General features: G+C 29.1%; 18 protein-coding genes. 13 read left to right on the top strand and 5 right to left on the bottom strand.

Annotated elements, in window-relative coordinates; all coding sequences use genetic code 11:
• The first annotated feature begins 1 nt into the window (after position 1).
• From napG to purU, 10 genes are all read left to right on the top strand, one after another.
• Positions 2–742 (top strand): ferredoxin-type protein NapG, encoded by a 741-nt coding sequence (gene napG / locus AJN58_RS05765; protein WP_070275162.1) that lies wholly within the window; start codon positions 2–4, stop codon positions 740–742.
• The gene (napH, locus tag AJN58_RS05760) at positions 739–1521 is read left to right on the top strand and encodes a quinol dehydrogenase ferredoxin subunit NapH (protein WP_074469907.1); all 783 of its coding nucleotides are present in this window, start codon (positions 739–741) and stop codon (positions 1519–1521) included. Before napG ends, napH begins: the two co-directional genes overlap by 4 nt.
• Positions 1518–2042 (top strand): nitrate reductase cytochrome c-type subunit, encoded by a 525-nt coding sequence (locus tag AJN58_RS05755; protein ID WP_010891887.1) that lies wholly within the window; start codon positions 1518–1520, stop codon positions 2040–2042. The genes napH and AJN58_RS05755 overlap by 4 nt, the downstream gene beginning before the upstream one ends.
• 4 nt (positions 2043–2046) lie before the next feature.
• Complete coding sequence (locus AJN58_RS05750) at positions 2047–2961, top strand: WD40 repeat domain-containing protein (protein ID WP_070275161.1); 915 nt, start codon at positions 2047–2049, stop codon at positions 2959–2961.
• Positions 2954–3292 carry a chaperone NapD gene (locus AJN58_RS05745; RefSeq protein ID WP_002852435.1) on the top strand — a complete coding sequence of 113 codons (339 nt, stop codon included), beginning with the start codon at positions 2954–2956 and terminating at the stop codon, positions 3290–3292. Before AJN58_RS05750 ends, AJN58_RS05745 begins: the two co-directional genes overlap by 8 nt.
• A gap of 9 nt (positions 3293–3301) precedes the next feature.
• Positions 3302–3475: a Sec-independent protein translocase subunit TatA2 gene (gene tatA2 / locus AJN58_RS05740; protein ID WP_002852615.1), complete on the top strand. Its 174-nt coding sequence runs from the start codon at positions 3302–3304 to the stop codon at positions 3473–3475.
• Between the two features lie 78 nt (positions 3476–3553).
• Positions 3554–3802, top strand: coding sequence for a tetratricopeptide repeat protein (locus tag AJN58_RS05735; protein ID WP_002859818.1), 249 nt, complete (start codon positions 3554–3556; stop codon positions 3800–3802).
• Positions 3799–4290, top strand: a complete 492-nt coding sequence (locus AJN58_RS05730; RefSeq protein WP_044794316.1) for a CiaD-like domain-containing protein — start codon at positions 3799–3801, stop codon at positions 4288–4290. The genes AJN58_RS05735 and AJN58_RS05730 overlap by 4 nt, the downstream gene beginning before the upstream one ends.
• Positions 4259–5377 (top strand): CCA tRNA nucleotidyltransferase, encoded by a 1119-nt coding sequence (locus AJN58_RS05725; RefSeq protein ID WP_070275160.1) that lies wholly within the window; start codon positions 4259–4261, stop codon positions 5375–5377. Before AJN58_RS05730 ends, AJN58_RS05725 begins: the two co-directional genes overlap by 32 nt.
• Entirely contained in the window at positions 5374–6198 is an 825-nt protein-coding gene (gene purU / locus AJN58_RS05720; protein ID WP_070292070.1) for a formyltetrahydrofolate deformylase, read from the top strand. Before AJN58_RS05725 ends, purU begins: the two co-directional genes overlap by 4 nt.
• On the opposite strand, the gene AJN58_RS05715 is transcribed toward purU, so the two are convergent.
• Complete coding sequence (locus AJN58_RS05715; protein ID WP_074469910.1) at positions 6195–7469, bottom strand: aminotransferase class V-fold PLP-dependent enzyme; 1275 nt, start codon at positions 7467–7469, stop codon at positions 6195–6197. The genes purU and AJN58_RS05715 overlap by 4 nt on opposite strands.
• A 35-nt stretch (positions 7470–7504) precedes the next feature.
• Here AJN58_RS05715 and AJN58_RS05710 point away from each other — a divergent pair, with 35 nt between their 5' ends.
• The 3 genes from AJN58_RS05710 (at position 7505) to AJN58_RS05700 (ending at position 10830) form a co-directional block, all read left to right on the top strand.
• Positions 7505–8383 carry a DUF234 domain-containing protein gene (locus AJN58_RS05710; protein WP_044794322.1) on the top strand — a complete coding sequence of 293 codons (879 nt, stop codon included), beginning with the start codon at positions 7505–7507 and terminating at the stop codon, positions 8381–8383.
• A 3-nt stretch (positions 8384–8386) separates the two neighbouring features.
• Positions 8387–9406, top strand: coding sequence for a fla regulon two-component system sensor histidine kinase FlgS (gene flgS / locus AJN58_RS05705; protein ID WP_032582703.1), 1020 nt, complete (start codon positions 8387–8389; stop codon positions 9404–9406).
• Positions 9407–9504: 98 nt separating this feature from the next.
• Complete coding sequence (locus AJN58_RS05700) at positions 9505–10830, top strand: Cj0814 family flagellar-dependent secreted protein (protein ID WP_070287140.1); 1326 nt, start codon at positions 9505–9507, stop codon at positions 10828–10830.
• A 58-nt stretch (positions 10831–10888) separates the two neighbouring features.
• Here AJN58_RS05700 and AJN58_RS05695 read toward each other — a convergent pair whose 3' ends face one another.
• From AJN58_RS05695 to AJN58_RS05680, 4 genes are read right to left on the bottom strand one after another with little or no spacing between them, the layout of a single operon-like run.
• Positions 10889–12316 carry a Mur ligase family protein gene (locus AJN58_RS05695; protein ID WP_070278358.1) on the bottom strand — a complete coding sequence of 476 codons (1428 nt, stop codon included), beginning with the start codon at positions 12314–12316 and terminating at the stop codon, positions 10889–10891.
• Entirely contained in the window at positions 12317–13036 is a 720-nt protein-coding gene (locus AJN58_RS05690) for an alpha/beta fold hydrolase (protein ID WP_052949979.1), read from the bottom strand.
• 1 nt (position 13037) lies between these two features.
• Positions 13038–13253, bottom strand: a complete 216-nt coding sequence (locus tag AJN58_RS05685) for a type II toxin-antitoxin system Phd/YefM family antitoxin (protein ID WP_002852622.1) — start codon at positions 13251–13253, stop codon at positions 13038–13040.
• A 59-nt stretch (positions 13254–13312) separates the two neighbouring features.
• Positions 13313–14353, bottom strand: a complete 1041-nt coding sequence (locus AJN58_RS05680; RefSeq protein WP_070275158.1) for a D-alanine--D-alanine ligase — start codon at positions 14351–14353, stop codon at positions 13313–13315.
• Between the last annotated feature and the right edge of the window lie 5 nt (positions 14354–14358).

Raw genomic sequence — 14358 nt, 5'->3', positions numbered from 1 at the left:
AATGAAAGGTAGAAGAGAATTTTTCGTTAGCGCCTTTAAGGCTGCATGTTTATGTACAGGAGGTGGATTTTTGGTTAATTTGACTTTAAAAGCCGATGATAATTATGCCTTGCGTCCTCCTGGGGCTGAAGATGAAGCTAGATTTTTAAGCAAATGTATTCGTTGTGGGCTTTGTGTAAAAGCCTGTCCTTATAATACTTTAAAGCTCGCTAGCTTGTTAGATAGTCCAAAAAATGGCACGCCTTTTTTTAGAGCAAGAGAAATTCCTTGTTATCTTTGTAAGGATATTCCTTGCATTAGAGAATGTCCAACTGATGCTTTAGATAAAAAGCATTTAGAGCAGGGTATAGAATCCTTGAAAATGGGTATTGCTATTGTTGATAGTGCTTCTTGTGTGGCACACTGGGGAATTCAATGCGATGCTTGTTATAGAGCTTGTCCTTTGATAGATAGGGCTTTAAAACTTGAGCTTAAACGCAATGAACGCACCGCCAAACATGCTTTTTTACTACCTAGTGTGGATCATGAAGTGTGTGTAGGTTGTGGGCTTTGTGAACTTGCTTGTATTACTGAAAAACCGGCCATTCGTGTTTTACCAAGGGAGTATGTATTGGGAAAAGCAGGATCTCATTATGTAAAAGGCTGGGATGAAAAAGATGAAGGTCGTATAAAAAATGCAGATACTTCAAAACATTTTAATGCTAAAAAAGCAACCAATTATTTAAATGATGGAGAACTGTGATGAAGTATTTAATTGCTAGACGCATCGTTCAGCTTGGAATTTTAGCGCTTTTTAGTTTTAAAGCTACAGATTTTATCTTGCAGGGAAATTTAAGTTCTTCTAGACTTTTTAATACCATACCTTTAAGCGATCCTTTTGCGGTTTTGCAAATCATTTTAGCAAGCTGGAGTATAGATTTAATGGCTTTAATAGGAGCTTTGATTATATTTTTTATCTATGGTTTGCTTTTAGGAAGGGTTTTTTGCTCTTGGGTTTGTCCTGTTAATTTAATCACAGATTTTGCTGCTTTTGTGCGAAATAAATTAACCCTTAATAATAAATTTTTAATTTTACCTAAAAATTTACGCTATTTTGTATTAGTCTTGGTTTTAATCCTTTCTTTTGTATTTTCATTACCTGTGTTTGAAAGTTTTTCTTATATAGGAATGATACATAGAGGGATTATTTTTGCTACAAGTTCTTGGATTTTTGTAGCCTTTATACTTTTTTGTATCGATACTTTTTTAAGCCCTAGGGCAATTTGTTCACATTTTTGTCCACTAGGAGCTTTTTATGCTTTTATTTCTCGTTTTGCTTTGCTTAAAATAAAGCATGATAGTGATAAATGCACTAAATGTTATGAATGTATCCGTATTTGTCCTGAAAAACAGGTTTTGTGGATGGTTGGAAAAGAAAGTGCTAGCGTGAAATCAGGAGAGTGTATAAGGTGTGCAAGATGTATAGAAGTTTGCAATGATGATGCTTTGAATTTTAATATTTTTGATTTAAGGAATAAATAATGAAGAAGAAATTGGTTTTATTAGGAAGTGCTGCAGTGGTATTTTTTGCCGCTTGCGCAATGAATAGTGGGGTAAGTTCAGAACAAATTGGACTTAGAAAAGCAAGTTTAGAAAATGAAAATAAAGTAAATTTAGTGGAGGCAAATTTCACAACTTTACAGCCTGGGGAATCTACTCGTTTTGAGCGTTCTTATGAAAATGCACCACCATTAATTCCGCATGCTATTGAAGATTTGTTACCTATAACTAAAGATAACAATATGTGCTTAAGCTGCCATGATAAGGCTATAGCAGCAGATGCTGGTGCAACTCCACTTCCTGCTAGTCATTATTATGATTTTAGACACAACAAAACCACAGGAGATATGATTAGCGATAGTCGTTTTAATTGTACTCAGTGTCATGTTCCACAAAGCGATGCAAAACCTTTAGTGGGAAATAGCTTTAAACCTGAATTTAAAAATGAACAATTAAAAAGTCGTTCAAATTTAATTGATGTGATTAATGAGGGTGTAAAGTAAATAAATGAAAAAATTTCTTTTTATTTTGAGTCTTTTTTGTGTTTTATCTTATGCTTATGAGCTGAAATTAAATGCCAATATAACAGCTTTAAAACTAGATAAGCAAAACTTATATATAGGCACTGATAAAGGTGAAATTTTACAATATAACATTAAAGATAAAAGTTTAAAAGAACTTTTATCTTTGCCAAAGATTAAAAATTATTATGGTGATGATTTTGCTAAAATTTACAACATTGATATTTTTAAACATACACTTTTAATACTTAGCGAGGGTGATTTTGGTGCTAAAAATTTAAGTTTTTATAAGGAAAATTTACAAATCAAAAAGCTCGAAGAAAATAGCATAATAAAAGCATTTTTTATCAATGAAAACACTTATCTTTTGATTTCTATTGGTTCTGAAATAGAATTGATTGATAAAAGTTTAAAAAATATAAAAAAATTTAATTTTTCTCATTCTAGTCTTAATGATGCAGTTTTAAATGAAGATAAGAGTATGCTGGTTGCAGGTTTTGAGAGTGGTGAAGTAGAACTTTTTGATTTGAAAAATTGGAAGATGTTAAAAAACTATGATAAAATGCATAAAGATAATATCTATCAAGTAGATTTTAAAAATAATATTATTTTAAGTTGTGGAACGGATAGGCGTATAGGAGTTGTAAAAAATGAAGAGCAAAATTTTTTGCAAAAAGATTTTTTGATATATACTTGCGCTTTAAGTCCTAATGGAGAATTCGCTGTTTATAGCGATAATGAAGCTGGAGTTAGTGAAGTTTTTAGCACAAGTGATTTTAAGCCTGTTAAAACTTTTAATAATGAAAATTTGATGAGTGAGTTTATTATTTTTTTAAACAATAAAGATTTTATTGTTTCAGGCTTTGGTGATAGTATAATGTTTAGGAGTATTGATGAATAATCTTTCTAGTGTTTTGATTTTAGCAAAAGAAGAATATATAAATGATTTAAAAAAGGCTATATCTGAAATTCCTTTTTGTTCTGTAGAACTTTGTGAAAATGAAAAGATTATAGTTGTGATTGAAAGTGAAAATTTAGAAGATGAATTAAACTCTTATAAAATGCTTGAGAAATTGCCAAATATTATCAGTATTAATATGGTTTTTTCTTATCAAGATTTAAATGATGATATCCAAAAAGCAATCAATAGTGGCGCAATAGAAACGATAGAAAAAAATGAAAATGCTGAGAATGTTCGCTACTATGGTAGTGTATTTAATCAATTTTCTTAAAGTGTAAAGATGGTATTTTTAATCCCATTGCTTATTATAATTGGTGTTATTTTTGGAATTGATTATGTGTATTTTAAAAATCAAGATTTAAAAGTGCAAGTTAAAAAAGAACAAAAAGAATTAAATTCTAGTTTAGAGAAAGAAAAAAAAGAATATATAGAAAAATTATTTAAAACAAAATAGACATTAAAAATCATATTATTTTCTTAAAGATAAATTAAAAAGCTTTTTGCTAGAATTAAAGAAAAATTTTAGGAAACAGTGATGAAAAATACAGTCACTGAAGCTTCTATCTATGAGGCTCAAGGGTTAAAAGACGAAGCTTTAGAAATTTATAAAAATATCTTAAAAGAAGATCCAGATAACCAAAACGCTATCGATGCGGTTCGTCGTCTTAGTGGTTTTAGATCCAAGCATAAAGATTTAAACACTCAAATGTTGGATTTTTTTATTAATATGAAAAGCGATGAAGAAATTAATGAATTTAAAAGGTGGTTGATAAAAATATGAATTTGGAAGATTTAGCTAAAAAAACCATTAGCGAAGTTAGCTCTATCATGGAAGAGCAAAGAAGACAAAATGAAATTTTAAAAGAACAAGAATTAAGCAGAAAAACTGAAATAAAAGATGAATTACCACCTATGGAGTTTGTATGCGAAGAACTTGATACTCCGCAAGACTTAGAAGATAAAATTTCTATGGCAAAATTTGAAGAAGAGCAAAAAATACAAAATAATATTGAAATTTCTACTCAGGAAAATAAAGAGTTTAAAAAAGAAGAGCCTTTTTTACAAAGTGAAATTTTAAATCCCAGTGTTATGACAGAGGTTCAAACGCTTAATGAGGATATTTTTTTAAAACATCTTAGAGAGAGAATTTTAGTTCTTTTTGAAGGTTTAAATAGTATAAAAAAAGATGATCTTGAAAATAGATTAAACTTGACCATAAATTTTTTAGAGTTTTTGCTTGCAAATATCGAAGATAAGCTTAAAAAATAATCCCGATTTACAGTTTATCGCTGAGTTTTTAAAGCCTTATACTAAACGAGCGTATTTGGTTGGAGGTAGCGTTAGGGATTTGTTTTTAGGTTTAAAAATTTGCGACTATGATATAGAGCTTTATGATATAAAATCTAAAGATTTTGAAAAGATTATGCAAAAATTGGGCGCACAAGGCTTTGGAAAAAGTTTTTTTGTATATAAGTTTAAAAATTATGATTTAGCTCTTGCTAGAACCGAAAATAAAATAAGCTATGGACATAAAGGTTTTGAAGTTCAAATTTGCAATGATGAAAAACTTGGCGCCAAAAGACGCGATTTTACCATAAATTCTATGATGATTAATCTTTTTAACGATGAGTTTTTAGATTTTTACGGAGGATTAAAAGATCTAGGAGTAGGCTTTTTAAGGCATATTGATAAACAAAGCTTTCAAGAGGATAGTTTAAGAGTATTAAGAGCGGTAGTATTTGCTTCAAGGTTTAACTTTAAGATAACTAGCGAAAGCTTGAAATTGATGCAAAGTATGGATATTACTGATCTTAGCAAAGATAGGATCAATGCAGAGCTTTATAAATTCTTTAAAAGCCCTAGACTTGATGTCGGCTATAGATATTTACAAGAACTTGGCTTAGAGAAACAGATTTTTGGCTTTGAGAGTGTTTTTAAGAGTTTGGAATTTCAAAATTTACTCAGACAAAGTAGAGAATTTGTAAAAAGTGATGCTTTATTCTTGTATTTGTATTTGAATTTTTTTAATTTAGAAAAAGATATATTTTTTAAAAGAACTAAACTTAAAAAAGAATACCTAAAATACGCAAATCAAGCTTTTTATCTTGATGATATAAGTGATTTTGAACTAGCAAAAATTGCTTTTGAAATGCCTTTGAAGGAATGGCTTGGACTTTGGAGTAAAAAGCGTATTGAACAAGCTAAAAGATTAGGGCTTTATGAGAATAAGTTTGAAAGTAAAATTTTAGCAAAAGATTTCATAAATGCTGGATTTTGTGGTAAAATTCTTGGTTTAAAGCTTCAAGAAGCAAGAGAGAATGAATTAAAAGAATATATAAAAGGTTTAGCTAAATGATTTCTGTATTAAAAATTTGTACCAAAGATCAAAAAGGTTTAATCTATAGAATTTCTGATGTTATTTTTAAATATCATATCAATATAGTAAAAAACGATGAATTTGTAGGCGAAGGAATGTTTTTTTTTCGTGCTCTTTTAGAAGGTGAATTTGATAAAGAAGCTTTTATAGGAACGCTTGAGGCTATGCTTGGACAAGAAGCCTTGATAGAGCTTTGCGAGAAGAGAAAAAAAGATATTGTTGTTTTTGCTACTAAAGAAAGTCATTGTTTGGGAGATTTGCTAATAAAGCATTATAGTAACGAACTTGAAGCAAATATCAAAGCTGTGATTTCAAATCACAACTCTTTAAAGGATTTAGTTGAGAAATTTGAAATTCCTTATCATTTTATCAGCGCTGAAAATTTAGATCGTAAAGAGCAAGAAAGTCACATTTTAAAATGTCTTGAACAATATAAATTTGATTATTTGGTTTTGGCAAAATATATGCGAATTTTATCTCCTGATTTTGTTGAGCATTTTGAAGGTAAGATTATAAATATTCACCATTCTTTCTTACCTGCATTTATAGGAGCAAATCCTTATAAACAAGCCTTTGAAAGAGGGGTTAAAATAATTGGAGCTACGGCACATTTTGTAAATAATAATCTTGATGAAGGTCCTATTATCACTCAAGCTGTTTTACCTGTAAACCATGAATTTACTTGGCAAGATATGCAGCAAGCAGGTAGAAATATAGAAAAAGATGTTCTTTCAAAAGCACTTGATTTGGTTTTTGAAGATAGAATTTTTATACATAATAATAAAACTATAATATTTTAATGCGATAATTTTACTATAGTTTTATTTAAAGCATTAAAAAAATAATCAATATCCTCTTTTTCATGCGTATAATGCAAGCTTATTCTTAACCAACCTGGTTTTGTTTTAAGTTTTTGATTATCTTTTAAGCCTAGCAAATCATGACCATAAGGCCCAGCACAAGCACATCCAGCGCGTGTTTCTATGTGGTATTTTTTACTAAGTTCGTAAGCGATATCAAAAGGAGAAATTCCTTTGATATTGAAAGCAAAAATAGGCAATCGAGTTTTTAAATTCTTTGCATATAAAATTAAATTAGGTATAGTTTTTAGTTGTTCAAAAAAATAATCTTTTAAAATTTCTTCTTTTTTTTCTATATTTTTAACCCCTATAGAATCTTTGATTTTAAAAGCTAAGCTAGCGCGAATGAGTTGTAAAATTCCAGGTGTTCCTCCTTCTTCTAAAGCTTCTTCATTGCAAAGGTAGCATTGTGAAGTGCGAGAAACATAGCCCACAGTTCCACCTGCTGCAAAGCTAGGCTTGTTTCCGCAAAGATCTTTTTTGATGGCTAAAAGTCCAGAACCGCCAATACCACCGATTAATTTATGAGAACTTATAAACAACGCATCATAGTATTGACAAGATATGTTTTTATAAGGAATGAAACTAGATGCATCAAAAGCAACTATCCCTTTAAATTTACGAACCATTTCAGAAATGCGTTTGTAATCACTTAATATCCCAGTAACATTTGAAGCTAAAGAAAAGCTAGCGATTATTTTCCTTTTTTTGTTTTTTTGTAAAGTTTTTTCTAGAAAATCAAAACCAATTTCTCCATTTTTATCCAAGGGAATTCTAATACATTCGCACAAGCCTTCTCGAAATGAAAGTTCATTAGAATGATGCTCATAAGGCCCTACGATAACTAAAGGTAAAGTATTTTTATCAATTTGCGTAAAATATCTTTCTTTTACAAGAGGGGGAATGTAAATGCCGATCAATTCTTGAAATTTTTTAATAGCACTGCTTGATCCTGTTCCGCAGGCTATAAGGGCAAAATTTTCATCTAATGATAAACTTTTTTTTATATCTTTTCTTGCTTGTTCGTAAATTTGTTGAGTTTTAAAAGAATTTAAAGAGCTATCAGAATGTGTGTTTGCATAGGTTGGGAGAATTTTTGAAATTTCTTTTTCTACACATTTTAGAGCTAAAGCACTTGCTGTGAAGTCAAAATGCAAAATACCTTTTTTTAAGATCAATTCTTTTTTTAAATCTGAAATTTGCAAATACAATCCTTATAAAAATTTGCTAAAATTATACTATAAAAATGCTTTATAAAAGGAAAAATATAAAATTTAAGAACTTTGTAGATTTGCATAAGAATTTATCTTTAAGTAAGCTTTTTGATTTTTATAGTGTGTTTGAAGGTTTTGAAAAATTAAACATTTTAAATTTTGAAGACGATGTATTTGTAAATATAGAGCGAATTTTGCTTGATGATTATCTAAAAATCAAAAGTTATTTTGCCTTGGATGAAACAAGTTCTTACGCTCTTACTTTACTAGCTAAAAACAATCGCAAGCGTTTTTCTATCAATAGAAAAATTCAGCATTTTAAAGCTTTATCTACACTTAAATATCTTTTAGAAACAGGTATAATAAAACTTGAGTATAGTAAGGAAGCTAAAAAAATAAAAGATAAAAGACAAAAAATCAAAAAAGAACTAAGATCTTATGTTGTCCAAGATAAGATTATATTTAGCAATCATTTTACTCGTTTCTTTTTTTATTTTTTAAAGCCCAATGAAAAGCTTATTTTACAAAATCGTTATAAAGAAGTTTTAGAATGCATTAAAGAAAAATTTGAACTTTATCAAAGTTTTTGTTTTGAACAGCTTTCTAGAGAATTGCTTGAGAAAAAATTCAATATCAATGGAGTGCAAAGTTACTGGGATAAGAATTTAGAACTTGATCTTTATTATCAAGATGAAAATTTGTGTTTTGTCGGAGAAGTTAAATTTAAAAATAAAAAAATTTGTAAAAATATTTTAAATCTTTTAAAATCAAAAGCAAAGTCTTTAAATTTGGCTCCAAATTATTATATTATAATCTCAAAAAATGGTTTTAGCAAGGAATTTGATAAAATATGCGAACAGAATTTGCTTTTATTTGATTTGAATGATTTTAAGATTTTATTAGAGGAATGATAAATGAATGAAAGTATTTTAAAAAGTTTAGACTCAAATGAAAAAGAAACCCTACAAAAAGGCTTAGAAAGTCTTATAGAACAAACTTATGTAATAGAAAATGAATACAAAACTTTAAATGAAAACTATAATTCCTTACGTGCAATGGTTGATGAGATTATAGAGGTATTGCCTAGTGCGCTTTGGATTTTAGATAAAGAAAAAAATATTATTTTACAAAATCAAGAAGCCTTGAAAAATCCAAAATTACTTAGTATCATTAGTCTTGATAAAATTCGTGATGAGCTTGAATTTGAAGGTAGGTTTTATGCGGTAAAAATCATAGCACATAATGAAAAAACTATAGTTTCAGCTACAGATATTAGCGATGAAAAACGCAATGAAAGGCTTGCAAGCATGGGTAGTGTAGCGGCTCATTTGGCACATGAGATAAGAAATCCTATTGGATCTATATCTTTACTTGCTTCAACCCTTTTTGCTCGTAGTGAGCTTAAAAATAAGCATATAGTTCTTGAAATCCAAAAGGCTATTGCCAGAGTAGAGCGTATCGTAAATTCAACTTTACTTTTTACTAAGGGTGTGCACATCAATGCTTTAAATTTTAATCTTTTAGAGTTAAAAGAAGAGTGTGAAAGCGCCATTAACTCTTATAATTTTACTTCTCAAATAGACTTTGAAATATCTTTTTTGAATAAGCAGATTTGTGCTGATAAAGCTCTTCTTGGTTTGGTTTTGCAAAATTTGATTTATAATGCTATTGATGCAATAGAAGAAAGCGAATGTGAAAAGCCTATGATTAAAATTTTAGCAAGTTGTGATAATGAAAAAATATGCATCAGAGTGTATGATAATGGTTGTGAAATAAAAGATGAGAAATTGGTTTTTGAAGCTTTTAAAACAACAAAACTTAAAGGCAATGGGCTTGGCTTGTCTCTTTCTAAAGAAATCATAAACGCTCATAAGGGAGAGTTAAGTTTTCAAAGCGATCCTAAGAATTTTTATTTTACCTTACCTTTGGTGTGATAAATATTTTCTTTTCACTCCAAAACGGAACAGATCTTGCTTATATTATTTTAATATATTTAGGTTGAAGGCAGAAAAATCTAAATTAAGGAATTAATATGAGTATCTTTAGCATCAATGATAACTCGAACTATAATTCTATACTTTCACAAAGTAAAGCTAATAAAGAAAGTAAAGAAAATTCTAAAATAAGTTTTGCTAATGCTTTTTTAAAACAAAATGCCAGCAAGTTAAGTGATATAGAAAGTAAAAATTCACAAACTCTAGCAAGAAGTGAAATATTAAATTCTACTAATACAACAAATACTAGCAATAATACTAATTTTAGTATAAGTAGTAAGACAAGTTCTCCTAATTATGATATATCAAGTGAATTTAAAAACTCTATTTATACTCTAAAATACAAACAAGCAGATATAAGTAATAATACAGCCTATGGTTATAGTGTAGATAAAGATGGTTATATGGGAAGTGATTTTAACAAAGCTGCAGGACTTCCTGAAGATTTTAAGATACATAAATCTACTTTGGATGAGATTAAAAAAGCTGCCGAAAATGATCCTGTTGTTTCAAGTACAAAAGAATACTTAGGCGTAAGCGAGTATTATACTAATATAGATATGGCTGAAACCATAAAACAATATTATAATCTTTTTTCTAATGCTTTAGGTCAAAGTTTTCCAAATGATAAAACAAGTTTTAGTGAAGCAGATATAAATTCTATGCCTAGTGGTTATGGTGTAAGTGGAACGCAATGGATGGACTTTAATGATCCAAGCAATAGAATGAATATTACAGGTTTAAAAGATTTTTCAAATTCTTTAATTTCAAATGTTTATAAAACCCCTGAACAAGCAAAAGAAGCCGATGATCTTTGGGCTGATTCTGGATATATGATTGATGGATTATTGCCTAAAACTTTAGGTTTATCCTTAGAAGAAATCAAAAATGTTTCTAAAGGTGAAGATTGGCAGTTTAATCCTGATATGTCAGTTTATCCACAAAATGAAGATGGAAGCTATTCTAAAGAAACTTTGTTTATGAGTTTTTTAAAATCTCAAGGTGGACAACCTGTTGAGAGTCTAAAAACCACACTTAATCCAAAAGTAGAAGCTTACAATACAGCTATGGCTAAAGAGAGTTTTTCAACTACTAGTGTAGATATAGGTGATATTATGACAGGTAAAGTAGATTTTGCAAGTCTATTTAAATATCTAGCTAGTAAAAATGGAAAATTAGAAGGGCAACTTTATATGTATGAAAATAACATTCCTAAAGAATCTGCTATGGGTAATTGGGCTTTAGATGCTGAAATTAAACAAGCCATTGCCAATGGCTGGAAAGCAAGTAGTGAAAGTATAAATTCTTATGTTGGATCTATAATGGATAGATTAAATAATCTTATAGGACAAACTAGGGTTTAAAGAAGTATTTGCACGAAGTCAAATTAAAAATGATGACATTTGCAAATACTTATGCGAATCACATAAAGCTAGGCGCATCGTTTGAAAAGAGTATTAAATCTCCGTTTTTTGTTTCTTTAGCCAGAGTTTGAACTAGCTGACTCTTTTCTTTAAGTATAATGGTTTTTATTTTTAACTCTTTTTTGAAAATTTCAGCATTGATTTGTGCGCTAATGATAACAAGATCAAAACACTCATTGATGATTTTAGCAAGTTTTATATTTTCTTCTTCGCTTACTTCCACTATACCAGGACTTACTAAAACTTTTCGTCCTTTATAGCTTTTACAAAGTTTATAGCTTGTGCTCATACCTTTAAAATTTCCATTAAAACCATCATCTATGATAAATTTAGGCTCTCTTGAAAGCACTTGCAAGCGATGTTCTACGGAGTTTATATTTAAAACTTGCTTTTGAATTTTTTCTAGCTTTATGCCAAGATAATGAGCACAAAGTATACAAACACAAAGATTTTGCGCGTTAAAATTCCCTAAAATTTGACTTTTAAAATCATAGGATTTATTTTCTATATTTACCCTAAATTCTAAACCTTCAAGACTTGAATGAATAAGACTTAATTTATCATCATAAAGGCTAATGAGTTTATCTTCTTCTTTTTGGGCGCTAGAGTGTAAAAAAGCCTTTTCTAGTCTTTTGGAATTTAAGGCTTCAAGTTTGGTTGAGCGGATATTTTCAACACTTTTAAAATACTCTAAATGTGCATTGCCTATCTCTCCTACTATGCTGATGTGAGGTTGTAAAAAACGCGTGATTTCATCGATATCGCCTTTAAGTCTAGCGCCTGCTTCAGCTATGTAAATTTGAGTATCTTGGCTTAAATTGGTATTAATATCAGCAACTATACCTAGCAAGGTATTGACAGAGCGTGGTGTTTTGTAGCTTTTAAAGTCATCTTTTAAAAGTTCGTATAGAAAATTTTTAATACTTGTTTTTCCAAAACTTGCGGTAATGAGTATGATTTTTAAATTTTCATTGGCTCTTAGTTTGGTTTTGGCTTGTTTTTTATAATATAAATTTGTAAAAAACTCATAAATTTTAAGACTCAATAAAGCAAAAGGAAGGCTAAAAAGATTAAAAAGAAAAGAAAAACGCAAAGCAAGTATAGCAAAAATAGCATTATAAACAAAAACAAAAACAAAAAACCATTTAACCTTGCTTGTAAAAACAAGCTTTTTATCTATACCTTTGTTCCAAAAATACAAAATTGGAGCATGGAACAATGCAAAATATGCCAAAGAGTATAAAGGAAAAGCTAAGAATAAAAAATAAGGAATAAATAAAAAATACAAATGCCACAAAGGTTTATGATAATGAAAAAACACGCGTTTAAATTTATAAGAATACCATTGTAAAGCACTCATAAGATAAAAAGCTATACAAAAATTAAAAAATAAAGAATTAATAAAATAAAGAGTATTGATAAGCATTTAAATTTCCTTAATTTTTTGAGCTATGAAAGCAGAATGTTTTAAAAAGAAAAAATGATCCCCCTCTAAAGGATAAAAAGTGCTATTTTTTAAAAATTGATGCATTTTCTCGCCACAATATAAAGGCGTAGCTTCATCGCTTTTTCCCCAAAAAATCAAACTTTTAGCCTTTTGCTTGGCAAAAATTTCACTAAAATCCTCATCAACAACCTTTTTAAAGGTTTCATACATCATAGGACTAAGATTTGCTCCATCTTTACTAGCAAAATAGCGATAAAATTTTCCCAAACCAAAGAGTTTTAAAATTTTAAAAATACGGATTTTAAAACGCACTTTTAGGGATTTTTTAGCCAAAATTCCCGCACTTGAAAGTAAGATTAGGATGTCTTTTTCTTTTGCGAGTAGGGTACTTACTTTTCCGCCAAAAGAATGCCCCATGAAAAAACAGATATTGAGTTTTTTTTGTTTTAAAAAAAGTTCTGTGATATTGGCATAATCTTGAGTGTTTAAAATTTCTTCCACACTTGAATTTCCAAAACCTGCTAAATCCATATAAATTTGACAAAAATCTTTTAAAAAAGGACAAAAACTTTGCTTCATAAGTTCTTTATCAGCTCCCCAGCCGTGTAAGATAAGTATTTGCGGTAAGGAAAGATCACCTAAAATTTCATAAGAAATTTGATAAGTTTTGTTTTTATAAGAAAGTTGAGTTTGAGCCATTTTAAGCCTTTTGATTTTTGTAGATATTTTCTAAAAGTTGCATGGCGTTTTGTAAGCGTTCAAATTCCTTCATACTAAGCATTACAGCTTCAAATTTGTTATTTTTTAAAATAACTATTTTTCCACTTTCACTTTTTTTGAGTTTTTCCATAATGGGGCTAAAATTTCTTACCACCTCGGTGGCAGTGTAAATTTCATCTTGTTTAAAAGAGAGCATTTTTCTTCCTAAAATACGCTAAATTTTATGTATAATTTAGCGTATTTTGACTTAAAAGCTTATAATTTTCCTTTTTGTCCGTTGATGGAGTGAAGGAAGTTGTAGTTGATTTTTATCATTTTTTCAAGTGAAATTTGATCAGCTAAAGCGTTTAAAGTGGTATTAAAATCTTTAAAAAGATAATTAGCCAAAGAACCAGGATTTGGGTTGATTTCATTTAAATATACTTCATTATCCAGTATAAAAAAATCGCAGCGTATTAAAGCACCTTTAAACAAAGGATTGTAAATCTTTTTAAAGCTATCTTTGAGTTTTTCTTTTAATTCTTCGCTTAAATCCGCTTCTATAAGCTCATTGCGTCCTGAAAAGCTAAGATATTTTTGTTCAAAGTCTAAAAATTCTTTTTTCTTTGGCTCTTCTATGATGGAAAAAACAAACCCATCATTGATCATACATCCTGCAAGATTGTATTCTTTGATATTGTTTTTAAATTCTTCTACTACAAGATCATTATCAAATTCAAAACCTACATCTTTGGCGTATTCTAAATCTTTTTCATCTTTTACTATGCTAATACCTATACTACTTCCAAGTCTTGCAGGTTTGATAATGCAAGGAAAACTAAGCTTTTCTTTAGAGTTTTGATTTTTTCTTAGCATGGTATAATCAAGTGTTTTTACTCCAACGCTTTTGGCATAAAGTTTGGTAAGTTCTTTGTTAAAAGATAATACACTAGCTTCAAGCCTAGGTCCTATAAATTTAATAGAATAAAACTCAAATAAAGCCGCAATTTTTCCATCTTCTCCATCTCTACCATGGATAAGATTGATCACGCATTCGCACTCTAGTTTATTTTCTTTTAAAAAACCTTTGCTAAAAAAACCTCCTTGTTTGATGAAGAGTTCTTTTTCTTTTTTATAAGCTTTAGTGCTAAAAGTTTTAGAATTCATTTTTTCACTTGGAATATGATAAAATCTTCTTTCTTCATCGCAAAAAATAAATTCTAAATTTTGATTGATAACTTTTTTAAGCACTACAGCACTTACTATACTGATCTCATGTTCATAAGAATTTCCGCCAAAAAGTATTGCAAATTTCATTTTAT

Source organism: Campylobacter sp. BCW_4321 (genome assembly GCF_001763075.1).
In the GTDB taxonomy this organism is placed as follows: Bacteria; Campylobacterota; Campylobacteria; order Campylobacterales; family Campylobacteraceae; genus Campylobacter_D; species Campylobacter_D jejuni.
Note: the sequence above shows the minus strand (reverse complement) of the source record. Positions and strands in the feature narration are given on the sequence as shown.